The organism is Campylobacter concisus (assembly GCF_002913765.1).
Taxonomy (GTDB): domain Bacteria; phylum Campylobacterota; class Campylobacteria; order Campylobacterales; family Campylobacteraceae; genus Campylobacter_A; species Campylobacter_A concisus_BB.
Genome location: NZ_PPCH01000007.1, coordinates 131,443 through 153,896 on the forward strand (window position 1 = coordinate 131,443; position 22,454 = coordinate 153,896).

At 41.1% G+C, this 22,454-nt stretch carries 21 protein-coding genes and 4 pseudogenes; 5 read left to right on the forward strand and 20 right to left on the reverse strand.

The annotated features are described in order from the left end of the window. Positions 1 to 30: 30 nt before the first annotated feature. Positions 31 to 414, reverse strand: coding sequence for a flagellar assembly protein FliW (fliW, locus tag CYO89_RS01285; protein ID WP_012140104.1), 384 nt, complete (start codon positions 412 to 414; stop codon positions 31 to 33). A 112-nt stretch (positions 415 to 526) separates the two neighbouring features. Between fliW and CYO89_RS01290 the strand changes: the two genes are divergently transcribed. Continuing rightward, positions 527 to 1,174, forward strand: coding sequence for an outer membrane protein assembly factor BamD (locus CYO89_RS01290; protein WP_021084369.1), 648 nt, complete (start codon positions 527 to 529; stop codon positions 1,172 to 1,174). 8 nt (positions 1,175 to 1,182) lie between these two features. Beyond that, the gene (lon, locus tag CYO89_RS01295; RefSeq protein ID WP_103596851.1) at positions 1,183 to 3,600 is read left to right on the forward strand and encodes an endopeptidase La; all 2,418 of its coding nucleotides are present in this window, start codon (positions 1,183 to 1,185) and stop codon (positions 3,598 to 3,600) included. Positions 3,601 to 4,144: 544 nt separating this feature from the next. On the opposite strand, the gene CYO89_RS10690 is transcribed toward lon, so the two are convergent. The 8 genes and pseudogenes from CYO89_RS10690 to CYO89_RS01325 all read right to left on the reverse strand — a co-directional run bounded on the left by CYO89_RS10690 (position 4,145) and on the right by CYO89_RS01325 (position 10,918). After that, complete coding sequence (locus tag CYO89_RS10690) at positions 4,145 to 5,299, reverse strand: methyl-accepting chemotaxis protein (protein ID WP_430516204.1); 1,155 nt, start codon at positions 5,297 to 5,299, stop codon at positions 4,145 to 4,147. Between the two features lie 15 nt (positions 5,300 to 5,314). Continuing rightward, positions 5,315 to 6,109: pseudogene (locus CYO89_RS10695) on the reverse strand (cache domain-containing protein); the annotation flags it as partial. 148 nt (positions 6,110 to 6,257) lie between these two features. Then, positions 6,258 to 7,076: a pyridoxamine kinase gene (locus CYO89_RS01305; RefSeq protein ID WP_103596853.1), complete on the reverse strand. Its 819-nt coding sequence runs from the start codon at positions 7,074 to 7,076 to the stop codon at positions 6,258 to 6,260. 3 nt (positions 7,077 to 7,079) lie between these two features. Beyond that, the gene (locus tag CYO89_RS01310) at positions 7,080 to 7,994 is read right to left on the reverse strand and encodes a radical SAM protein (protein ID WP_103596854.1); all 915 of its coding nucleotides are present in this window, start codon (positions 7,992 to 7,994) and stop codon (positions 7,080 to 7,082) included. Next, entirely contained in the window at positions 7,984 to 9,006 is a 1,023-nt protein-coding gene (gene hemE, locus CYO89_RS01315; protein ID WP_103596855.1) for a uroporphyrinogen decarboxylase, read from the reverse strand. The genes CYO89_RS01310 and hemE overlap by 11 nt, the downstream gene beginning before the upstream one ends. Positions 9,007 to 9,098: 92 nt before the next feature. After that, positions 9,099 to 9,604: pseudogene (locus tag CYO89_RS01320) on the reverse strand (YqhA family protein). A gap of 92 nt (positions 9,605 to 9,696) precedes the next feature. Further along, positions 9,697 to 9,783: pseudogene (locus CYO89_RS10505) on the reverse strand (hypothetical protein); the annotation flags it as partial. A 205-nt stretch (positions 9,784 to 9,988) separates the two neighbouring features. Beyond that, positions 9,989 to 10,918 (reverse strand): ribose-phosphate pyrophosphokinase, encoded by a 930-nt coding sequence (locus CYO89_RS01325; RefSeq protein WP_021084389.1) that lies wholly within the window; start codon positions 10,916 to 10,918, stop codon positions 9,989 to 9,991. 173 nt (positions 10,919 to 11,091) lie between these two features. Between CYO89_RS01325 and CYO89_RS01330 the strand changes: the two genes are divergently transcribed. Beyond that, positions 11,092 to 11,454 carry a DUF488 domain-containing protein gene (locus tag CYO89_RS01330; protein WP_009294214.1) on the forward strand — a complete coding sequence of 121 codons (363 nt, stop codon included), beginning with the start codon at positions 11,092 to 11,094 and terminating at the stop codon, positions 11,452 to 11,454. On the opposite strand, the gene mnmA is transcribed toward CYO89_RS01330, so the two are convergent. The 11 genes and pseudogenes from mnmA to aroQ form a co-directional block, all read right to left on the reverse strand. Next, positions 11,441 to 12,493 (reverse strand): tRNA 2-thiouridine(34) synthase MnmA, encoded by a 1,053-nt coding sequence (mnmA, locus tag CYO89_RS01335; RefSeq protein WP_258032496.1) that lies wholly within the window; start codon positions 12,491 to 12,493, stop codon positions 11,441 to 11,443. The genes CYO89_RS01330 and mnmA overlap by 14 nt on opposite strands. 16 nt (positions 12,494 to 12,509) lie before the next feature. After that, positions 12,510 to 13,100 (reverse strand): TIGR00730 family Rossman fold protein, encoded by a 591-nt coding sequence (locus CYO89_RS01340; protein WP_103596857.1) that lies wholly within the window; start codon positions 13,098 to 13,100, stop codon positions 12,510 to 12,512. Beyond that, positions 13,100 to 13,954: a flagellar motor switch protein FliY gene (gene fliY, locus CYO89_RS01345; protein WP_103596858.1), complete on the reverse strand. Its 855-nt coding sequence runs from the start codon at positions 13,952 to 13,954 to the stop codon at positions 13,100 to 13,102. Before fliY ends, CYO89_RS01340 begins: the two co-directional genes overlap by 1 nt. Then, positions 13,944 to 15,047 (reverse strand): flagellar motor switch protein FliM, encoded by a 1,104-nt coding sequence (gene fliM, locus CYO89_RS01350; protein WP_012140115.1) that lies wholly within the window; start codon positions 15,045 to 15,047, stop codon positions 13,944 to 13,946. Before fliM ends, fliY begins: the two co-directional genes overlap by 11 nt. Beyond that, a complete protein-coding gene (locus tag CYO89_RS01355) occupies positions 15,047 to 15,751 on the reverse strand; it encodes an RNA polymerase sigma factor FliA (RefSeq protein ID WP_103596859.1) in 705 nt (234 codons plus the stop codon). Before CYO89_RS01355 ends, fliM begins: the two co-directional genes overlap by 1 nt. After that, the gene (locus CYO89_RS01360) at positions 15,723 to 16,067 is read right to left on the reverse strand and encodes a hypothetical protein (RefSeq protein WP_012140116.1); all 345 of its coding nucleotides are present in this window, start codon (positions 16,065 to 16,067) and stop codon (positions 15,723 to 15,725) included. The genes CYO89_RS01355 and CYO89_RS01360 overlap by 29 nt, the downstream gene beginning before the upstream one ends. 13 nt (positions 16,068 to 16,080) lie before the next feature. Beyond that, the gene (locus CYO89_RS01365) at positions 16,081 to 16,947 is read right to left on the reverse strand and encodes a P-loop NTPase (RefSeq protein WP_004317632.1); all 867 of its coding nucleotides are present in this window, start codon (positions 16,945 to 16,947) and stop codon (positions 16,081 to 16,083) included. Beyond that, positions 16,940 to 18,298, reverse strand: a pseudogene (flhF, locus tag CYO89_RS01370) (flagellar biosynthesis protein FlhF). Before flhF ends, CYO89_RS01365 begins: the two are co-directional and overlap by 8 nt. A 9-nt stretch (positions 18,299 to 18,307) precedes the next feature. Next, positions 18,308 to 18,784: a 2-amino-4-hydroxy-6-hydroxymethyldihydropteridine diphosphokinase gene (folK, locus tag CYO89_RS01375; RefSeq protein WP_103596860.1), complete on the reverse strand. Its 477-nt coding sequence runs from the start codon at positions 18,782 to 18,784 to the stop codon at positions 18,308 to 18,310. After that, positions 18,781 to 19,806 carry a M24 family metallopeptidase gene (locus tag CYO89_RS01380; protein WP_103596861.1) on the reverse strand — a complete coding sequence of 342 codons (1,026 nt, stop codon included), beginning with the start codon at positions 19,804 to 19,806 and terminating at the stop codon, positions 18,781 to 18,783. Before CYO89_RS01380 ends, folK begins: the two co-directional genes overlap by 4 nt. Beyond that, positions 19,803 to 20,282: a type II 3-dehydroquinate dehydratase gene (gene aroQ, locus CYO89_RS01385; protein ID WP_004317604.1), complete on the reverse strand. Its 480-nt coding sequence runs from the start codon at positions 20,280 to 20,282 to the stop codon at positions 19,803 to 19,805. Before aroQ ends, CYO89_RS01380 begins: the two co-directional genes overlap by 4 nt. Positions 20,283 to 20,366: 84 nt before the next feature. Here aroQ and mqnF point away from each other — a divergent pair, with 84 nt between their 5' ends. Continuing rightward, positions 20,367 to 21,584, forward strand: coding sequence for an aminofutalosine deaminase family hydrolase (gene mqnF, locus CYO89_RS01390; RefSeq protein WP_103596862.1), 1,218 nt, complete (start codon positions 20,367 to 20,369; stop codon positions 21,582 to 21,584). Further along, positions 21,572 to 22,435, forward strand: coding sequence for a signal peptide peptidase SppA (gene sppA, locus CYO89_RS01395; RefSeq protein WP_103596863.1), 864 nt, complete (start codon positions 21,572 to 21,574; stop codon positions 22,433 to 22,435). Before mqnF ends, sppA begins: the two co-directional genes overlap by 13 nt. Positions 22,436 to 22,454: the final 19 nt, after the last annotated feature.

Consider the following 22,454-nt stretch of genomic DNA (forward strand, 5'->3'; position numbering starts at 1 on the left):
AGAGCTAAGAGCTCTAAACGTCCTTGTTTGTTATTTTTGTATGAAATTTTCTATCATTTCAGCTTGTCCGTATTGTGGATACTTTGTAACGTCAAGCACTACTTGAGATAAAGTCATATTGTCCATATTGCAAACGATAGGAGCTACGAAATTCACGGTTGATTTTTCAAGAGGGAGGGCAACTACGATGATGTTGTAAATTCTAAGTTGCGAACTCTCTTTGATATCCATAAGCTCTTCATAGTAGCTTGGGATGTCAAATTCATAACTTCTTAACGCAAAAGGATTTATCATTGTAAAAGATGTTTCGTCATCTTTGCTCGCTAGCTTAACAAAAAATTTATCGAGCTCAATAAGTTCCATCGTCTTGATATGCTCGAAGCCTAAAATAGGGCTTTTAACACTAAAAATCATACTAACTCCTGTTTTGTAAAATTGCCTTATTTTAGCATAGTTTTAAAAAATTTATACAAAAATAATGCCAAAAAATGTAAAATAAGCGAATTTAAAATTTTTAAGGAAAAGCATGAAAAAATTTTCTAAATTTCTAGCAGTCGTAGCTCTTTTAGGGCTTTTTAGTGGTTGTGCTGAAAAATACACCGAACTTTACAATCTAACTCCAGATGAGTGGTACGCTCAGGTCATCGCTGACATCAAAGATGGCGATCTGGAGTCAGCTGATAAACACTATGTTTCAATGGCTAGCGAGCACGTTGCAAGCCCACTTTTGGAGCAAATTTTACTCATCCTTGCCCAAGCTCACGCAAATGACGAAGAGTATCTCATGGCAAACCACTATCTTGATGAATACATCAAAAGATACGGCGATAATGGTCCAAAAACAGAATTTGCCCAGTACCTAAAGATAAAAGCAAATTTTGACTCATTTACCCAGCCAAACCGCAACCAAAAGCTCATGGAAGATAGCGTAACCGAGATCGAGAAATTTCTTTATATGTATCCAAATACCGAGTATAAGCCACTTATAGAGACTATGCTTATCAAATTTAAATTAGCGCTTTACTTCTTAGATATGCAAATAGCAGATCTTTACAAGAGAACTGGCCGTGATGTTTCGGCTAAAATTTACGAGCAAAAGCTAGAAGAGTCGCCGTTTAAAAACTCAGACCTTATCAAACCTGACGTGGCATGGTATAGAAAACTGTTTGAATAGGAGAAATTTTGCAAATAAACGAAAACAAAAGCTTCCCAACTGAGATCCCTATCATCGTTGAGGACGAGCTATTTTTATATCCATTTATGATAACGCCGCTTTTTTTGAGCGACGAAGAAAATTTAAAGGCCCTTGAACTTGCCATACAAGGTGAAACGCCGATCCTTGTCGTGCCTACAAAGCCACAGCAAGACGGCGCTAGAGACTTTGACGGTATATATGACGCAGGCGTTATCGGCACGATAATGCGCCGTGTGCCACTACCTGATGGACGCGTAAAAGTGCTATTTCAGGGCATTGACAAGGGCAGAATTTTAAAACAATCAGGCATAAATCCACTCCGTGGTATCGTCGATATGCTCCACGTCAAGCGCCCATCACAGGTTAAAACTGACGCTCTTATCGTAGTTTTACGAGAAAAAGTGAGAGAACTTTCGCAGTTTAGCCACTTTTTCCCGCCTGACCTTTTAAAGACGATCGAAGAGAGTGCTGAAGCGATCAGAGTTTGCGACCTAGTCTCAAGTGCGCTTCGTCTAAAAAAACAGATCGCTTATAGCTTTTTTGTCGAGGAAAATTTAGAGCAGCGCCTACTAAAGCTCATCGACTACGTCATCGAAGAGATCGAGGCAAACAAGCTTCAAAAAGAGATCAAAAATAAAGTCCATTCAAAGATCGACAAGACAAATAAAGAGTACTTTTTAAAAGAGCAGCTAAAGCAAATTCAAGCTGAGCTTGGAGCGGACACGAGCCGAGAAGAAGAGCTTGAAGAGTATAATAAAAAGCTTGATGCGAAGAAGAAATTTATGGCTGAGGACGCCTACAAAGAGATCAAAAAACAAATAGACAAGCTCTCTCGCATGCACCCAGACTCAGCCGACGCAAACACCTTGCAAAGCTACCTTGACTGGGTTTTGGAAATTCCATTTGAAAATATAGCTAAGAAAAAGTCATCTATCACCGAAGTGAGCAAGCACCTAAATGCCGACCACTACAGCTTAGAGAAGCCAAAAGAGCGCATAGAGGAGTATTTTGCATTGCGTGAGCTTTTAGAGCTTAGAGGCGTTGGCGAAAAGGTAAATAATGGCGCCATTTTGTGCTTTGCAGGCCCTCCTGGTGTGGGTAAAACAAGCCTTGCAAACTCGATCGCAAAGGCGCTAAAGCGTGAGCTAGTTAGGATCGCACTTGGCGGACTTGAGGATGTAAACGAACTAAGAGGCCACCGTCGCACCTATATAGGCGCTATGCCAGGACGCATCGTGCAAGGGCTCATAGAAGCCAAGCAGATGAACCCAGTGGTTGTACTAGATGAGATCGACAAGGTTGGCAGAAGCTACAGAGGCGATCCGACCGCGGTTTTACTTGAAATTTTAGACCCAGAGCAAAATAATAAATTTAGAGACTACTACCTAAATTTCAACATCGATCTTAGCAAGATCATCTTCATCGCCACAGCAAATGACGTGAGCATGATACCAGCCGCACTTCGCGACAGGATGGAGTTTATCGAGCTTAGCTCATATACCCCACAAGAGAAATTTGAGATCGCTAAAAAATATCTCTTGCCTCAAGAGCTTAAAAAGCACGGCTTAAAACCAAGCGATGTAAGCATTAGCAAAGAGGCACTTGAGCTAATCATCAGCGACTACACAAGAGAGAGTGGCGTGCGAAATTTACGCCGCAGGATCGCTGATATACTAAGAAAAGTCGCCAAAAATATCCTTACCAAAAAGAACGAAGGCAAGATCAGCGTCACGGCTAAAAATTTAAAAGAGTTTTTAGAGAAAAAGGTCTATGAGATCGAGCCAGCGGACAAAAAAGACCAGATCGGCTTGGTAAATGGCCTTGCGTGGACGAGTGTCGGTGGCGACGTGCTAAGGATCGAGGCTATCAGGATCCAAGGCAAAGGCAGCATGCAGATCACTGGTCAGCTAGGCGACGTGATGAAAGAGAGCGCTCAGATCGCATTTAGCGTCGTAAAAGTGCTGATAGATAACAAAAAGCTAAAAGTGCCAATGCCTATCGTGCCAAAATTTGACGACGACAAGCATAAGCTTGAAGCCAGCGACGTTTATAGACGCTACGATCTTCACTTGCACGTGCCAGAAGGTGCTGTGCCAAAAGATGGTCCAAGCGCTGGTATCACGATGGCAACTGCGATCGCATCGATACTAACTGACACAAAAGTCAAACACGACATTGCAATGACTGGCGAGATCACGCTAACTGGCAGAGTTTTACCTATCGGCGGACTAAAAGAGAAGCTCATCGCCGCTCACAAAGCTGGTATCAAAACAGCTCTGATACCTCGTAAAAACTATGACCGCGACCTTGTCGATATCCCAGCCGAAGTAAAAGCTGATATGAAGATCATCGCTGTTGATACGATCGATGATGTGCTAAAAAACGCTCTTGTAGCTAAAAAATAATCCTTATTCTAGCCCCATTTTCTCTCACTTGGGGCTAGAGAAATTTATAAATTTTGACGATCCTAAAATCCAAAAAACGCCATATGGCACGTAGAAGTAATTAATAAATTCAACAATATAAGCACATGCAGCACGTTAGAAAAATTAGGCAAATTTTAAAATTTATAAGCATGTATATCACATCGCCAAATTTAAACTTGCTAGAGTTTTAATTTGCATGCTGTGCTTCAGCACCATTGTATGCACTTTGAACGTGCGAAGAGATTGTGGGATCTAAAGGGAGATAAGGGGACGGCTTCGTAATTTAAGTCCCCTTGTCTCCCTTCTGAATAAAAAGAAATTTATAAATTCAATAAAGCTTTTTTACAAATTTTAAAATCTTACTCGTTCATGAAATTTTAAAATTTAATAGATAATTCTTGAGTGTTGATCTTAAAATTTGTTTGAAGTTTCTTGTGTATTAAATTTAATTATCTAGTCTAAATTCACATAGCCCTCTAATGCTTCAGAGAGCTATGCTTTGTATTGTGCTTGGGTTTGTTTGTTAAAACCTCTTCTTCCTAACCTCTTCAACTATAGCTTTAGCCATCTCATCTACTTCTGATGTGACTTCATTTGCTTGGTTTGCAATTACCACATTCTCTTTTGTTAAGTGATCTATTTGAGCAACTGATTGATTTATCATATTTATGCCTTCACTTTGCTCTTTGATTGATTCACTCATCTCATTTATTGATTGAGCTAGGACATTTGTATTTGCTTCTATCTCTCCTAGAGATTTTTGAGTTCTTTCTGCTAGTTTTCTTACTTCATCAGCAACAACAGCAAATCCTCTACCATGTTCTCCTGCACGTGCAGCTTCTATTGCAGCATTAAGTGCTAGTAGGTTTGTTTGATCTGCTATATCTCTAATGATAGTTATGATGTTTTTGATCTCATCACTTTGTCTTATAACATCAGCAGTCTTTTGAGAGATGGCATTCATTGAGCTACTCATTTGCTCAACTGCAGCTGCGCTTTCTTGTAAGCTATTTGCTTGAGTGTTTGCTGAGCTAGCTACTTTAGATACTGAGCTAGCTAGAAGTTTTGCTTTTTCTTCTAGTACTTGTGCTTGGTTTAGATTGTCATTTAGCATTTTAGATATCTCAATGCCAAGAGAGTTTATACCACTTGCTATCTTACCATCATCATCAAGTCTTTTTGTGAAGTCTTGGTTTTTATATGTGTTTAGTAGATCAAGTACATCTTTACCATTACTTGATATTGCTTCTTTAAGAGCTACTTGAAGATCTTTAAATGTATTTTTTAGTTGATTTAGAGCTGGGTTATTAGTATCAGCTTCTAGGCTTGCTTCATAGTTACCATCTTTTATCTCATTTACAAAGGTGTTGGCTTTTTGGATGAAGATACTTTGATCTTTCATGCCATCTTCAATGGCCTTTGTGTTTTTGTTTATTAGCTCTGCCATTTGACCAAATTCATCTTTAGATGTTATCTCTATAGGCTGTGCTTTGTTTGTCTTGTGATTTAGTAGATCAAAGAAAGATAGTAGGCCTGTTTTTAGTTTGAGGATGATTTTTAGGAGGTAAGACGACATTAGAAGTGAAACTATCACAGAGATGATGATCGCTGCCAAGATAACGCCGATAGCTGAGTAAAATAGCGTATGCAAATCTTTTAAAAGCACATCCTCGTCCATCTCTCCAAATAGGTACCAATCAAGGCTTGGGATATATTTTGAGCCAATTATCAAATTTCTCGTGCCGTTAAAGTGACGAATGACGCCGCCATTTTTATTCATCAAGACATCAAATTTCTCTTTGCCAAGGACGTCTTTTACATTTACTTTGCCGACCCTGTCGCTCTTTTCTATCTTTACGATGCCACTTGAATCAACCATTAGGAATTTACTGCCCTCACCCATGGTTTTTGAAGTGACTAAATTTACGATGTCATCAAGGTTCATGCCTATAGCACTGACGCCATAAAATTTGCCGTCTTTTTCAACCTTGCTATTTACATAAAGCGTTAGTGAGCCAGTAGCTTCTGATACTTGGATGTTTAGAGAATTTACCTCTTTGCCATTTTTAACGTCAAAGTACCAGCTATCACGTGGATTGTCCTTGCTAAGCTGTTTTAAAATTTTGTCATTTGTGTAGTAGTTTAGAGTTTTATCAGAGACAAACATCGCCGTTGAGAGGTTAAACGCCTTCATAAGGTCGGTGTTATAGTTAAAAAGCGTTGCTAATCCGTCCTTTGGCTCGCCCTCGTCGATCCACTTGAGAAGATAGTCGTTTTTAGTCATCTGATAAGAGGTGTTAATGATCTTGTCTATGGCATAGCCGATCTCACCTGCAACGTTAGAGACAGCTAGTGGTAGCTCATCTTTCACAACTTTTTCTGTATATAGGTTGCGAGCTATGTTGTAACTAATGAGGCTAACGCCGATTAGTAGCAGCACGATCACAGCTGTCAAAATAACAGAAATTTTAATCCTTAAAGACTTCATAAATCACTCCTTGATCAATATTTGCGTAATTATTCAACTTTTTATATAAAAGTAAAATTAATTTAAATAAATCTGAAATTTTGTTTTAACTATGTCACTTTATGGGGTTATAATGACACAAATTTAAATCACTCACTGCCATAAAGTGCTAAAAATTTCTAAGCAATTTTTCAAACTGCACACCATACCACGTGCGATTATTATCTTTTAGCGTGATCTTGATGCTCTCGAGCACAAAATTTGCTGCCTTTTTGATAGCATTTTGCATGCTTTCGCCATTTATAAGTGAGCCAAAAAGCACTGAAGCGAAGATATCTCCAGTGCCACTTGCGTGAAAGGGCAAATACTCGTGAAAATACTCCACTTTTTCTTTCGTCTTTGCATCATAAGCTATGATACCACACTCATTTTGCTTGTATCTAATGCCCTTTAAAACGATCTTTCGCGCGCCAAAACTAGCCAAGCCATCAAGCAACTCCAAAATGTAATCCTCGCCATATCCCTCGCTTAAAAATGACTTTTCACACATAAAACTTGCCTCAGTTATGTTTGGCGTGATGACGTGAGCCTTTGTGCAAAGCTCTCTCATCTTTGCCACAAATTTCTCATCAAACCCGTGATAAAGCTTGCCATTATCGCCCATGCAAGGATCCACAAGCCTTAGCAAAGAGCCGCTGTCAAATTCAGCAAAGACCTTCTCTATAAGCTCAAGCTGCCTAAAACTACCTAAAAATCCAGTGTAAATTCCATCAAAGCTGATGCCCTCTTTGTGCCAAACCTGCGTTATAGCGTCAAATTCATCAGTTAGATCACGAAAAGTGAAATTTTTAAAGCCAGTGTGAGTTGAGAGCAGTGCCGTTGGCAAGATGCACGCCTCGATACCTTGGGCGCTGATTATGGGAAGTGCGACGGTGAGTGAGCATTTGCCCACGCATGAGATGTCTTGTATAGTTAAAATTCGCTTCATCTATCATCTCAATTTATAAAATTTAACGCCGGCAACGTCAGTTTGATAAACCACGCCGTCTTGCAAAAGGCTGTTTAAAATTTGCTTTGAGTGCTCTGAGAAATTTTCTTCTACATTTGCCGTAGTTTGCGGACGGCGCTCTAGCATGGCTAAAATTTCACTCTTGCTAAATTCATACTTTTGCTCTATCTTGTGAGCCCTAGCTATGGTGACTGGCACGCCTTTTATCTTGCTTGCAAGCTCTTCAAGCCTACTAGCATCAACGCCTTTTACATTGTAAGCTGGCGGGCGATCTATCGTACCCACATCCACTCGGTGCGGAGTTATCTCATTTATAGCCTCATTAAGCGCTGTAAATTCCTCTTCTTTGTCGTTAAATCCAGCCACGACCAAAATTTCAAGCACAAGCTCGCCCTTAAATTCCTTGCGAAATTTAGCCATCGCTTTTACAAGCTCTCCAACTTCTATGCCACTTTTGTTGCGGTCTATCTTTTTAAATGTGCCTTGCACGGCGCTATCAAGGCTAAATTTAACTATATCAAGCCCTTGCAAGGCTTCACAAATTTTTTGGTCCCTCACACCTGAGCCGTTGCTTAGGATTAGAGTTTTTGCCTTGCCTTTTATCTCATTTACTTTTGCCACCAGCTCTTTTAAGTGCGGATAAAGAGTTGGCTCTCCATTTGCTGTAAGCGTGATGACATCGATGTTTTGATGAGCTTTTAAAGCTTCTTTTAAAGCGCTTATGATTTCATTAACGCTTTGAGGTTTTTCTATCTCTTCAACCGGCTTTGCGCCCTTTAGCTCGCAATAAACGCAGTCAAAATTGCATGATTTTTGCTTTGGGCTTAGATCGATGCCAAGGCTCATGCCAAAACGGCGCGAATTTATCGGTCCAAAGACGACAGTGCTATCTTGCACTTTTTCTTTGAACCTCTTTTATGAAATATTTTGCGTTTTCAACTGGCACATCTGGCAAGATCCCGTGACCAAGGTTGAAAATGTGCGGCGCACCTCTCATCGTGCTTAAAATTTTATCCACGCCCTCATCGATCGCCTTTTTGCTATATAGCCTTGTTGGCTCCATATTGCCCTGAAGGACGTATCTTGGGCTAAGTTTTTCTTTTGCTAGCTCGATCGGCGTGCTCCAATCAACGCCAAAAACGTCAAATTTACCTGAAATTTTATCCAGATATCCGCTGATACCTTTTGGGAAAACTATGACTGGGATCTCTGGGAATTCAGCCTTGACGCTATCAACTATCTTGTTTATATAGCTAAATCCAAACTCAAAATATGCCTGCTCTTCAAGCGCAGCCGCCCAGCTGTCAAAAATTTGCACCGTATTTACGCCAGCTTTTATCTGCTCTTTGACGTAAAGGATGAGCGCTTGCGTCACTTTTTCTAAAATTTGATGTAAAAATTCTGGATTTTGATAGAGCATCTTTTTGCAGACCGCATAGTTTTTGCTGCCACCACCCTCTATCATATATGTAGCTATCGTCCACGGTGCCCCACAAAAGCCAATGAGTGCTTTATCTTGGGCTAAATTTTCTCTTGTAAGCTTGATCGTGTCATAGACGTATGCTAAATTTTTAACCGATCTTTCGATACTAAGCGCATCGAGTGCGGCCTCATCACGCAAAGGCTTTGTAAAAACTGGTCCCTCGCCCTTTTCAAAGCGCAGATCCATGCCCATTTCAAGAGGCACGACAAGGATATCGCTAAACAAAATCGCCGCATCAACGCCTAGGATTTCAACTGGCTGAAGCGTAACCTCGCTAGCTTTTTTATAGTCTTTACAAAGTGACAAAAAGTCCCCTGCTTGCGCGCGTACTCGCATGTACTCAGGCAAATATCTACCAGCTTGGCGCATCATCCAAACAGGCGTGTATGGCGTAGGTTTTTTAAGGCAAGCATCTATGAAAATCATCAAATTTCCTTTAAATTTTTAAATGGATATTATCCAAAAATAGCTAAAGAAAAGATGTAGGAGAAATTTTAAGCGTAAAAACGCTTAAAATTTTAGTGTTCGCCCTTGTGAAGGAAGTAAAGTCCAAGGCAAAGCGCTAGGATAGAAGCCGCAAGATAGGCCATCTCAAGCGGAGTTGTGAAGTTTGCGTGAAGCACCCTTTGAAAGAAATTTACGATTAAAACCATGACGATCACTTTGCCAAGCTTGTCTTTTAGCTCATCAAGCGAATGCACTTCAAGCACTTTGCTTTGCTTTGACTGCTTTAGCTGTGTGATCTCTGAGATGAAAAGCTCGTAAATTCCGAAGCTAAATATATAAAGAACAAGTGCCATCAAGTAAAGATCGATCGCTCCAACTATCTCACCAACGACCTCTGAGTGGAAATTTTCAACGTGAAAATCCGCAGCAAAGAAATATTTATAAACCTCTAAAAGCACCTTGCCAACATCATAACTTGCGATGATGAAAAGCACGATCGCACCTAAAAGTCCAAAGACTACTGGAAAAAGCGTGAAACTGTTGCTGCAAGCAAAATTCTCTCGAATATTTTACGCAATAAAAACCCTTTTTGTGAAATTTAAAAAGGGGGTATTTTATAGTTTTTTCCTTAAATTTTAGGTGCAAAATCGCAATTAATTTTGGTGCAAACTACTCCTGCATCGCTATCCATTTTTGTGCGATCCTGACGGCATTTGTCGCAGCTCCCACACGGATCTGATCGGCACTGCACCTTAATTACGACTTATTTAAATTTTAGTGGCTAGCATGTAGAAATTTAGTTGCGAGATTTCATTGCGATTTTTGTTTATTTGACTTTAAATTTAGGCTTGTTACAAGTAGGCATTTAAGTCTTTTGGGCTAGAAATTTAACCCAAAAATAAATATCAATCAGCCAAAACGGATAAATTTAGCAGGCTAACGCTTTAGCCTGCAATGGTTGCTAAAACAAGCTATTTACGCTTTCGTTGTGATAAACACGGCGTATCACTTCGCCAAAGAGTGAAGCTGTGCTTAGCACTTTTATACAAGGGAGTTCTTCTTTTAATGGGATCGTATCAGTCACCACTAGCTCGTCTAAAAAGCCAAGTTTTAGCCTATCATAGGCTGGTCCACTAAGCACTGGGTGCGTGCAAAACGCCATTACGCTCGTTGCGCCACGCTCTTTAAAAATCTCAGCTGCTTTCACGATGGTGCCAGCAGTATCGATCATATCATCAACCAAGATCACATCTTTGCCTTTAACATCGCCGATAACGTTCATCACTTCGCTCTCGTTTGCTTTCTCGCGGCGTTTATCAACGATGACCATATCTAATAAATTTAGATTTTTTGCCAAGGCTCTAGCACGAGCCACGCCACCTACATCTGGGCTTGCGACGACTGGGTTTGGTAAATTTTTAGCTTTTACGTAGTCGTTAAAAACGATACTACCATAAAGGTTATCCACTGGGATATCGAAAAATCCTTGAATTTGTCCTGCGTGAAGGTCCATCGTAACGACCCTGTCGATGCCTGCTGTTTGCATCATGTTTGCCACTAGTTTTGCAGTGATAGGCACTCTAGGGGCTGCTTTTCTGTCTTGTCTAGCGTAGCCAAAATACGGCACGATCGCTGTTATAGAGCTTGCGCTGCTGCGTTTTAAAGCGTCAGTTAAGATAAGAAGCTCCATTAAATTTATATTTGCTGGGGCACATGTTGGCTGGATGACAAAAACATCTTTCCCACGCACGCTTTCGCCGATCTGCACGCTGATCTCACCATCGCTAAATCTTTTAATGCTAGCTTCACTGAGCGGAAGCGACAAATATTGCGAAATTTTCTTCGAAAGCTCGATGTTTGCGGTGCCTGAGAAAATTTTATAGCCTCTCATAATAGTAACCTTTTTTAGTGATTTTTATGTTGTGATTTTATCAAAATGAGCTTTAAATTTAAATTTATTTACCAACTATTTTTAGTCAAATTTTCTACTCCAAAAGCCAAAATTTACACTAAATTTTTATATCATTTTACATTTGTAAATTTATGAGGACTAAGATAACAATCATGTTTAAGATATGTAGAATTTACGACTTTATTAAAAGCGACGACGAGAGTTTTAAAGGTGTCTTTATCGATAGACTTTATCCTAGAGGCGTGAAAAAAGAGATATTTTCTAGCTTTATCTGGCTAAAATCAGTCACTCCGTCAAACGAGCTAAGGTCATGGTTTCATGAGGATAAAGAGGCTAGGTTTGATGAGTTTTGCAAAAGATTTAGGCAAGAGCTAAATGGCAAAGAGGAGCAAGAGGGGCTAAAAGAGCTTAAAAAGCTAGAAAAAGAGTATAAAAACGTGGCGCTTCTAACTGCTGTCAAAGAGCCAGAATTTAGCCACGTTAAGGTGATAAAAGAGGCGCTTAGTTCTTTATAAAGCCACTTGCGATGACACGATCATCATCATACATCACGCAAAGCTGACCTTGTGCGACGCCAAGTGCGTTTTGATTTAGCGTTAGCTTTGCGGTTTTGCTAGATTTATCAACCTCTACAAAAGCCTCAAGTTTAGGGCTTCTATACCTTATCTTTGTTTCGCACTCAAATTTATCTTCATCGATAAATAAATTTACATTTTCAAGCTCGACCACCTTTTGAGCAAGGTCGTCCTTCGTGCCGACAACGATCTCGTTTTTTTCGGCATTTATCTTGATGACAAAGTGTGGCTCGTGAGCGCCAAAAACCTCAAAGCCACGGCGTTTGCCGATAGTATAGTGCATGTAGCCTTGGTGGCGGCCGATAATATTGCCGTCTTTATCGACCACGTTGCCTGGTAAATTTGTGTTGTAGTGCTTGTTTAAAACCTCGATGTAGGTATTTTCCACAAAGCAAATTTCACTGCTTTCTGCCTGCGTAGCGAACTCTTCAAGCACTTTTACGCCTCTTGCTAGCTCTTTTATATCTTTTTTAAATTTATCTCCAAGTGGGAAAATGACATCTTTTAGCACCTCTTTTGGCACCTGAGCTAAAAAGTAGCTTTGATCCTTGCTAGGATCTTTGGCGCAGGTTATAAAACCATCAACCACCTGCACGTAATGCCCAGTAGCAAGCTTCTCGCAGCCATTTGCCTTTGCAAAGTCAAGTAGCGCACCAAGCTTTATAAATTTATTACACAAGGCGCAAGGATTGGGCGTCTTGCCCTCTTTGTAGAGCCTGACAAATGGGTCATAGACATATTCGTTAAATTTATCCTGCAGATCGAGTATATGCACCTTGATGCCAAGATATTCGCCCACTTTTTTGACTTTTCTGATGTTTTCTTCGTGGTATCCTGGCTTTTGATGAAGCATCATGTAGCAGCCTTGCACCTCATGTCCAGCCTCTTGCAGAAATTTAGCCGTCATCGTGCTATCTACGCCGCCGCTCATTGCAACCATTATTTTCATATTTTTACCTTTTTTAAATTTAAAGGCGATATTTTATATCTTATTTTTAAATAGCCAAAATTTCGCTTACGATAAGCTCCAGATCATCGGTGATTTTATATAAATTTAGATCTTCTTCGTTTATCGTTTTTTGAGGGATCAGCGTCTTTCGTATAAACTCATCAAGCCCTTGCCAAAACTCACATCCATAAAGAAAAATTTTCACTTTTTTGCTGCCAACATGAGCTAGCACCAAAATTTCAAACAGCTCATCAAGCGTGCCAAAGCCACCAGGGAAGACGACAAATGCGATAGAGCTATCAGTTAGGGCAAATTTTCTTGGGCTTAAATTTGAAAAGAGATATTTTGCGGTGACGTATGGATTTGTATTTTGCTCAAATGGAAGCCTCACGTTTAGTGCGACGCTAGGGGACTTTGCGCTGTCAAATGCACCCTTATTTGCCGCTCTCATTATGCCATCTCCTCCGCCAGTTAAGATGGCAAAACCTAGCTCATTTAGCTTGTAAGCTAGCTCGTATGCCTTTTTGCAGTAGAAATTTTCTTCATCAAATCTAGCCGAGCCAAAGAAGGTTACATTTTTATTTTTATACTTTAAAATGCTTGGAAATTTTAAGAGATCATTTACTAATTCATTCATTATTTTAACTGCTGAAGCCTCTCGCGTTTTGAGCCTATCTGCGTGATCTGGATGCCAAAGTTGCCGTCTATTATGACAACTTCGCCAAGTGCTATCACCTTATCTCCTATCAAAATTTCAAGCGGGTCGTTTGCTAGCTGATTTAGCTCGATGACTGAGCCTATATCCATAGTGAGCACATCTTTTAAGAGCATCCTTTTTGAGCCGATACGAACACGCATTGGAAGTCTTACGTCCATGATAAGGCTGATATTTCTCATCTCTTCTGCGCTAAATTCGCCCTTTAGTGCATGAGGAGCGGCTGTGGCTTTTGCAGCATCTACTGGCTCGCTTTTAGCAGGCTCGAAAAATCTCATAAGCGTATGATCGCAGACAAAAGCTACATGCTCATTTAGATCCTCGATCTTTATGTTAAACAAAAAAAGCTTTTCAAAAACGCTAAAATCAAGCGATGAGTTTTCATCTAAGAAATTTACATTTATCACCTCAAAGCTGATCTTTGGCATGCCTTTTTGTGCTCCAAGAGAGGTGCTAAATGCGCTAAAAAGGTTTGAAAATATCTCTTTTGCAGCGTCAAGCTCGTCGCTACCGAGGTTTTCATTATGTGAAATCTCCTCCTCGCCCATCATCCACTCACTAACCGCGCTTATTAGCACTGGCGTGCATGCGATCTCAGCTTTTGCATTGATGTCGCCACTTAATGTCACGCTAGCCATGACAACTGGCGGTTTTATCCCGTTTTGCGCTGGCGCGTCAAATTCGTTTCTCTCGCCGATCTCTGGCGCTCTGCCAGTTAGCCCTTCGATGGTCGCTTTTAGTTCATTTGAAAAGATGTTAAAAAATTCATTCGTCATTATCTTCGCTCTCTTCTTCGTTGTTGTGTTCGTTGGCCTCGTCGTATGCCATTAGTTTTGCTTTTCGCTCTTCTTCGTATTTTTCTAGGATGTGCTTGATCTCGTCTTTGTCAGAGCGGATTAGCTGCTCGATCTTGATAGACTTTCTAAATCTATGAAGCCCAACTTCAGCTAAGAATACCTCTTTTTTATCGATGCAAACGATCGCCTTATCATCAGCGCCTCTATCAAGCCTTAAGATATCGCCCTCTTTTAAATTTAAAAACTCATTTACGCTAACGATTGATTTGCCAAGGATCGCCTCATAAAGCACCTCAGCGCGGCCTATTAGCGTTTTTAGCTCTTTGTTTCTACTCTTTTTAGCGCTAGTTTCGCCAAGCATGATGTCCCTGTTTGCAAGGCGCGAAAGGATCGGCTCTAGGTAGATGACTGGATAGCATAAATTTATCATACCGCTTGAGCCACCAACAATGATCTCCATAACGACCATGATGACGATCTCGTTTTGAGAGACGATCTGCACGACGTTTGGACTGCTCTCTTTTGCCTCGACGTTTGGATACATATCAGTTATCATCGACCAGCTCTCTTTTAGGCGCTGCATGATCATCCTAAGCACCGCATCGAGTAAATTTACCTCGATGTCAGTTAGCTCCCTGTTTGCCTCGAAATTTTCACCAGTTCCGCCAAGCAAGCGGTCTATCATAGGAAATGCTATGCTTGGATTTATCTCTAAGATGCAGTTTCCATCAAGTGGTTTGATAGAAAAGACGTTAAAGCTAGTTGGACTTGGCAAGCTCATCAAAAACTCGCCGTATGTCATCTGATCTACGCTGTGAAGCCTAAGCTCGACGATACTTCTCATGACACTTGAAATTTGACTAGCTAAATTTCTAGCAAGCTTGTCGTGGATACCTTTTATCGCGCGGAGCTGCTCTTTACTGACGCGGTTTGGACGCTTGAAGTCATAGATAATGATCTGTTTTTGCTCGCCTTGTGGGCTCTCTTCTATCTCGATATTGCTCGTATCGCCGTCTTCATCGACGACTTCAAGTAGCGCATCTATCTCTTCTTGACTTAAAATATCAGCCATTAAACCCCCAAGCTGCGTCTGATGCGATCAAGCAAACGTTTATGAATTTGTGAAATTCTACTCTCGCTGATGTTCATTATCTCGCTGATCTCTTTTAAATTTAGCTCTTCGTAGTAGTAAAGCTGAACTATCATCTGGTCGCGCTCGTCAAAGTCTTTTAATGCACTTTCGATCTTTAAGATAAGATCCTCTTTTTCTACGCTTTTTTCAACATCGCTTTGACCGATTAGCTCCATTTGCTCGTCTATTGGCAAGATAGTGATGATGCCACTAACACCCCTTGCCTCTCTTATCTTTTCGATATCTTCATTTAGTTTTTCAGCCAGATACTCGTCGCTTGGCTCTTCTTCGTGAGTGTTAAAGTAGTTATCTATCTCGGTATTTATGCTCTTTACTAGCTTTCTATCGCTTCTACTAACGACGTCAAGCGCTCTTAGATAATCTAACATCGAGCCATAAATTCTTTTTTTGCCATATCCCCAAAATGAGTCGTTTTGCTCTTTGTCATACTTCCTGCTAAGCTTTATCATCTCTTCAACGCCAACGCTTATAAGGTCGTTTACGTCGATGCTTGAAGGCAAGCGCTCCTTTAGCCTAAACGCCATCGCGCGCAGAGCTGGTATGTATTTTAAGACGATCTCGTCTTGCTCTTTTTTAATGGTGCTTTTATAAGCGTTAAGCTGCTTTTGCTTTAGTTCGTACATTTTGCTTACCAGAGTCTAAATTTTCGGTGGTTACTTTTAGCATGATATTTTCCATCCGTTTTTCCCTAACGTTTAGCTCAGAGATGAGATAGTCTGCGATCTCCTCATGTCTTTGCTTGTCAAAAAATTTCTTCAAAGTCCTTTTTACATCGACGTAGTTCATTATCACGATGTGAATTATAAGGTAGAAAAATAAGGTAATAACTAGCGTATAAACGAGCATTTCGATAGGCTCGCTCACCTTTAGCAAGGTAAAAACTATGCCTATGAAAAATCCACAAACCGTAAAAAATGCTATAAAATTTTCTGCACGCAAAGCTCAATCTCCATTAAAATTGTTCTATCAAACGCTTAAAGAAGCCCCCAAAGCTCCTGCTTTGCTCATCTTTAAGCACTTTTCGTTCCAACCTATAAAGCAAATTTGAAGCTATCTGCTTGATCTGCACGCTAGCAGAGCCGTAAGCTTCGTCATCCGTAAAGAGCGTCCTTTGCTTTATGCTCCTTGCCACGCTCTTATCAGAAGCCACGTAGCCAATTAGCTCTAAATTTAAATTTGGTCCGATATTTGCATTTGCCACTCGCTTTACATTTTCATAAATTCTAGTGGCCTCAGCCTCGTTTTTTACCATATTTAAAAGCAAAAGCTCGTTATTTTTAAACCTTGAAACGATCTTTATGACCGCATACGCATCGGTTATCGCCGCAGGGTCAGGCACGGTTACCACGACAACCTCATCAGCTGCTTCTAAAAAGAGCTGCGTACTGCCGCCTATGCCAGCACCGGTATCAATGATCAAAAAGTCAAGCTGATCAAGCTCGCTCGCCTCATCTAAAAATCTCTCAAATAAAAACTGGTTGTTAAATTTCAAAATTTCATCGCCGCTCTCGCCAGGGATGAGGATGAGATTTTTATTTATAGGTATCAAGATATCTTTTAAGCTGCACTCGCCCTTTAGCACGTGAAGCAGGTTTTTGCCCATTTTGACGTTTAAGATCACATCAAGGTTTGCAAGGCCGATATCAGCATCAAAAAGCCCTACTTTGTAGCCATTTTGTGACAAGACATTTGCCAAATTTGCACTTATCGTACTCTTGCCAACACCGCCTTTGCCGCTTGTAATCGCTATAAAATGCGTATTTTTAGCCTTATTTTGAGACTGGACTAAATTTTGTAGTTTTTGCGCTTGGTTATTCATCGCTAGCCTTTTGCTTTGTAAAGCCGTCAAACACGCACTCTACTAAAAATTCGCTCTTTGCCTCAACAAGATCATCAGGCACCTCTTGACCCACGCTAAAGTAGCTAACTGGCGTGTTTGTCTCATAGATCAGCGAAAAGACGTTGCCAAAAATTTTGGTCTCGTCAAATTTTGTGATTATTAAGGTGTCGATCTCCAAAAATGAAAATCCATTATAAATTTCTATCAGATCCTCGACCTTTGAGCCAGCCGAAAGGACTAAATTTACATCGATCTTTGCGCCACTATGCTTTAAAAATTTATCAAGCCTTTCAAGCTTTTCTTTGTCATACTGCGAATTTCCGGTGGTGTCGATTAGGATCACGTCGCAGTAGCTAAGCTGCTTTATGGCGTTTTGAAAGTCCTCGACCTCTATCACATCAAGGATCGGCAGCTTCATCATCTTAGCATACTGAAATAGCTGTTCGACCGCTCCGATACGATACGTATCAAGCGTGATGATGCCCGTTTTATAACGCTTTTCGTTGCCGTAAGCAAAACGAGCCGCGAGCTTTGCAAGTGTCGTCGTCTTGCCAACTCCGGTTGGGCCAACTAGCATCATTATGCGCTGTTTTTTATCACTTAGCTCTTTTCTGCAAGGCAGCATATTTCTCAAAAGTGAGTAGAAGTACCTTTTTACCGCGGTTGGGTTGCTTTTCATAGAAACTGGCAAATTTTCAAGCGTCGTTTGCATGATCGCCTCTAAATGCTCCTCTTTCATACCACTTTGTTTTGCGAGCTTGTAGATGCTAGCAAACTCCGGCGGGATCAAGAGATTGTTTCGATTTGGGGCTTTTTCGTCCCAGATCATGTCAGTTATCAGCCCTATTTTCTCGCTTAGCACGCTTACTTGCTACGCTACGTCGTCTATTTTTTTATTCATGCCATTTGTATTTGGCTCTTTTATCTCGTTCATATCGACATTTGCGATCGCACTTATCTCTTTTGCGACGTCTGAGATATTTAAAAGCACGCTCTCATTTGGGTCGTAAGGCTCAGGCGACGTCGTCTTTGCCTCAAATTTAGCAGGCTCCTCTTTTATCTCAAATTTTGGTTTTGGTGGCTCATAGTTTTTGCTAAATTTAGAGTAGGCATTTTCATAGTTTATTGCTTTTACATTTGGCTTTGGCGGCTGCTTTACCTCGTCCTCTTCGACGCTTACTAAAATTTCATAAAGCGGCTTTTTGTTTATCGTTTTGGCTTGAATTTGCTTTGTGGTGACGAGTATGGCTTTCTCGCCGCACGCCTCTTGAGCCTTTTTCAAAGCCTCGATGGTGCTCTCGCCTGTAAAAGTATGAAATTTTGTAGCCATTTATATCCTTTAACCTCTCATAAGCCCTAGTGGCACGATCACGCTAAGCCTCTTATCTGCCCCTGGGTGCGGGACGATAAGGCGCGGCGTCTTATAGACCTTTTTACTAAAATACAAAATATCCAGATCAAGCGTGCGTGGCGCATTTTTAAACGTCCTCACGCGCTTAAATTTACTCTCATAGTGCCCCAAAATTTTTAGCAAATTTCTAGGGCTCATAGATGTTTGTAAATTTATAACAGCGTTACTAAAATCATCCTGCGCTTCGTAGCCAAACGCCGCATTTATAAGGATCGGCGAGACTTCAACCACATGAAAACGCCTATCTTCACTAATCGCTCTTATAAATTTATCAAACCTCTTTGCGCTATCGCCGATGTTGCCACCCATACCAACTAGCGCCTCATACTTAAACTCATCTCTTTTATGAAAAAAACTAGGGCAAAAACGGCTTTTTACGATCTTTCTTGCTCCAGCTAGCCTCATAAGATCTCGCACCCACCTTCTCTTGCGACCACCACGTCCTCGATGCGCACGCCAAATTCATTTTCTAGATAAATTCCAGGCTCCACGCTAAAGACCATGCCCTCTTTTATGAGCGTTTCGCTCCTTGCTGAGATGACTGGAAGCTCGTGTATATCGACTCCCACGCCGTGTCCTGTCGAGTGGAAAAAGGCCTTTTCATATCCAGCCTTTGCTATCACACTTCTTGCTGCAAGGTCTATCTCGCACGCCCTAACGCCAGCTCTAGCGACCTTTATCGCAGCAGCCTGAGCCTCTTTTACGATCTCATAAATTTCTTGCATCTTGGCGTTTTTAAATTTTTGCTCCTTTGAGAAGTTAAAATTTTCATCAAAGCAAGCAGTTCTGGTGCGATCAGAGCAGTAGCGCTTAAATTTAACTCCAGCGTCAAGTAGCAGCAAATCGCCCTTTTTTAAAATTTTATCCCCAGGCAGTGCATGCGCCTTTGCAGCATTTTCATTTATCGCTACGATCGGATCAAAGCTAAGACCTAGCTCGTTTTTTTGCCTAAAGATGAGCGAGGCGTTAAAATGAAGCTCTTTTTCGCTCATCCCCTCGCCATTTTCACGCACAAATTTAGCAAATTCATCAAAGCATTTTGCTCCAAATTCGCTAGCCTTTTTTAAAATTTTTATCTCATCCTCGCTTTTGCAAATTCTCTTTAGCTTAGAGAAATTTGCCTTTGGCTTGAAATTTATCTTAAAGCCCTTGCTAAGCGCGTTAAACTCGCTGATACTTAGCTCATCAGGGTTAAAAACGAGGCTGTTTGGCTTCATCTTTCTTAAAAATGCCCTCACCTCGTTTATTAAATTTCTCTGAGCCAAAAGAACGACCACGCCTGCATTTACGCAGCTTTTTGCCTCGAAATAATATCTCGCGTCCGTGAAAAAGTATTTCACGCCATCAACGCATAACAAAAACTCATTGTCGCAGCTGTAGCCGCACTCGTAAAATACGGCGTTTTCGTCCTTTAAGATGAAATTCATTGTGCTTTTTGATTTGCTCTTACTGCTTTGATTTGCTCAAAAATTTGAAGCATGCCTATCATCGCTAAATGATAGCCAACTGGTCCAAAGCCCACGATCTGGCCTGCTGCAACTGGTGCGATGAGGCTTTTGTGGCGGAACTCTTCTCTTCTATAAACGTTGCTGATATGCACCTCGATAACTGGCAGCGCAACCGCACTTAGCGCGTCACGGATAGCGATAGAGGTGTGAGTGTAAGCGGCTGGGTTTATGATGATGCCGTCAGCATCGCCCAAGCATTCTTGGATCTTATCGACTAGCTCGCCCTCAAGGTTGCTTTGAAAAAACTCGATCTCAACGTCATTTTGATCGGCAACGATCTTCATTTGAGAGTGGATATCCTCCATCTTCATAACGCCGTAAATTCCTGGCTCTCTAGCGCCAAGCATGTTGATATTTGGGCCTTGGATAACCATTATTTTTAACTTCTTATCCATGTCACTCCTTTTTGATTAAATAGCCCAAATTATACATTTTCGTTCCTAAATTTTCGCTACAATAACAAAAATTTAAGGCTAAAAATGGAAATTTTAAAAGCAAAAAAGATCATCACTGGCGGAGAAAATCCAAAAATTTTAAGAAATTCTTGTGTTGTCATTGAGAGTGATAAAATTTTAGAAATTACAAGCGAAAAAGAGGCGCAAAAAAAATTTAAAGATGCGAAAATTTGCGACTTTGGTGAGAGCGTGATAGCCCCAGCGTTCGTAAATACGCACGTTCATTTGGAGTTTAGCTCAAACGTTAGCACGCTAAAATATGGCGACTTTATAAAATGGCTTGGCTCTATCGTCGATAAGGGCGGCGAGCTAGCTAAAATGGACGCTAAAAAAGCGATGCATGAAGCTATAAATTCGCTGTTAAAAAGCGGAGTTTGTGTTATTGGCGAGATATCTAGCTTTGGCTCGGAGCTTGAAATTTTAGCCGCTAGTCCTCTAAAAGTCGTACTTTTTAGTGAAATTTTAGGCTCAAGCGAGCAAATGTGCGAACAAAATTTGCAAAATTTCTTAGCTAAATTTGAAAAAACAAAGGGCTATAAAAGCCAAAATTTCACCCCAGCCATCTCGCTGCACTCGCCCTACTCCGTGCATCCAAAGCTCGCCAAAGCTGCCCTTGAGATAGCTAAAAAGGATGGTCTTCTTGTTAGCACGCACTTTTTAGAGAGCAAGGCTGAAAAGCAGTGGCTAGAGCACGGCAGCGGTGGCTTTAAAAAGCATCTTTTAAGATTTAGCCAAGATCCTAAGCCGATGTATGACGCGCATGGCTACTTTGCGATGTTTCGTGAGATAAATACCCTCTTTACGCACTGCGTTTATGTGAGCGATTTTGCTAAATTTAAGCCTCATCACAGCGTGACGCACTGCGCCGTTTCAAACAGACTGCTTGGCAAAAAGGCGCTAAATTTAAAAGAAATTTTCAAAAATAATGTCAGTCTAAACATCGGCACAGACGGCCTTAGCTCAAATATCAGCCTAAATTTCTGGCATGAGCTACGAGCTGCCCTATTTACCCACGCTAGCCTTGATCTAAACGAGCTTGCCACTAGGCTTTTTGTCGCTGCAACGCACGGGGGCGCAAAGGCGCTTAGGACAAATAACGGCGAGATAAAAGTAGGACTCGCGGCTGATCTTGCCGTATATAACGACCTAGAGTGCGATGATAGCGAGCTAATACTTCAGCTCATACTTCACACAAACGAGGCTAAAAAACTATATATCGGAGGCAAAATTTGCAAATTTTAAGGCTTATTTTTAGAGGAATTTTGGGAATTTTTAAATTTATCAATAACTACTTTAAGGCGCTCATATTTTTACTCATCTTATTTTTTATTTTTGCTCCAGATAGCAAGATGAAAGAGCCAAATTTAGCCCGCATAGACATCACCGGCACGATAATGGACACTAGCGAAATTTTAGAAGCGCTAGAAAAAGCAAGGAGTGATAGCAACATCAAAGGTGTGCTACTCTACATCGACAGCCCAGGCGGCGCACTAAGTCCTAGCGTGGAGCTGGCTATGGCGGTCAAGAGGCTAAAAGAGAGCAAAAAAGTGCTCGCATACGCAGCTGGCAACATGGCAAGTGGTAGCTACTACGCTGGCGTAAATGCCGACACTATCGTAGCAAATCCGGGCGCTTTCATCGGCTCTATCGGCGTCATCATGCAAGGGGCAAACATCGAAAATTTAGCCAAAAATTTAGGCGTGAGCGAGCAGGTGGTAAAGGCTGGCGAGTTTAAAGAGGCTGGCACTTTTATGAGGAGCTGGAGCAAGCAAGAGCGTGAGAGCTTACAAGGGCTCGTAAATGACGCTTACATGCTCTTTGTAAGCGACGTGGCGGAGGCTAGAAATTTAGATATCAAGAAAAAAGACGAGTGGGCAAACGCAAGGGTATTTTTGGCGCACAATGCCCTAAAAATGGGGCTAATAGACAGTCTTGGTAGCTACATAGACGCTCAAAATGAGCTAGCAAAAATGAGCCTCGTAGATGAGCCCGTCTGGCAAGAAAAACCGCAGCTCGAAAAGATAATGGAGAAATTTACAAAGCAAGGCATAAACTCGCTTTTTAATGCATTTTTCGAGACAAAGCTTAGATAATGAAAAACCAGCCAAGTTA

Bases quoted from the DNA above. Each gene is read 5' to 3' on its own strand.
- fliW (WP_012140104.1), bottom strand. From the start codon at position 414: ATGATTTTTAGTGTTAAAAGCCCTATTTTAGGCTTCGAGCATATCAAG.
- CYO89_RS01290 (WP_021084369.1), top strand. From the start codon at position 527: ATGAAAAAATTTTCTAAATTTCTAGCAGTCGTAGCTCTTTTAGGGCTT.
- CYO89_RS10690 (WP_430516204.1), bottom strand. From the start codon at position 5,299: ATGGACGAGGATGTGCTTTTAAAAGATTTGCATACGCTATTTTACTCA.
- CYO89_RS01305 (WP_103596853.1), bottom strand. From the start codon at position 7,076: ATGAAGCGAATTTTAACTATACAAGACATCTCATGCGTGGGCAAATGC.
- hemE (WP_103596855.1), bottom strand. From the start codon at position 9,006: ATGATTTTCATAGATGCTTGCCTTAAAAAACCTACGCCATACACGCCT.
- CYO89_RS01325 (WP_021084389.1), bottom strand. From the start codon at position 10,918: ATGAGAGGCTATAAAATTTTCTCAGGCACCGCAAACATCGAGCTTTCG.
- CYO89_RS01330 (WP_009294214.1), top strand. From the start codon at position 11,092: ATGTTTAAGATATGTAGAATTTACGACTTTATTAAAAGCGACGACGAG.
- CYO89_RS01340 (WP_103596857.1), bottom strand. From the start codon at position 13,100: ATGAATGAATTAGTAAATGATCTCTTAAAATTTCCAAGCATTTTAAAG.
- fliY (WP_103596858.1), bottom strand. From the start codon at position 13,954: ATGACGAATGAATTTTTTAACATCTTTTCAAATGAACTAAAAGCGACC.
- fliM (WP_012140115.1), bottom strand. From the start codon at position 15,047: ATGGCTGATATTTTAAGTCAAGAAGAGATAGATGCGCTACTTGAAGTC.
- CYO89_RS01355 (WP_103596859.1), bottom strand. From the start codon at position 15,751: ATGTACGAACTAAAGCAAAAGCAGCTTAACGCTTATAAAAGCACCATT.
- CYO89_RS01365 (WP_004317632.1), bottom strand. From the start codon at position 16,947: ATGAATAACCAAGCGCAAAAACTACAAAATTTAGTCCAGTCTCAAAAT.
- folK (WP_103596860.1), bottom strand. From the start codon at position 18,784: ATGAGGCTAGCTGGAGCAAGAAAGATCGTAAAAAGCCGTTTTTGCCCT.
- CYO89_RS01380 (WP_103596861.1), bottom strand. From the start codon at position 19,806: ATGAATTTCATCTTAAAGGACGAAAACGCCGTATTTTACGAGTGCGGC.
- aroQ (WP_004317604.1), bottom strand. From the start codon at position 20,282: ATGGATAAGAAGTTAAAAATAATGGTTATCCAAGGCCCAAATATCAAC.
- mqnF (WP_103596862.1), top strand. From the start codon at position 20,367: ATGGAAATTTTAAAAGCAAAAAAGATCATCACTGGCGGAGAAAATCCA.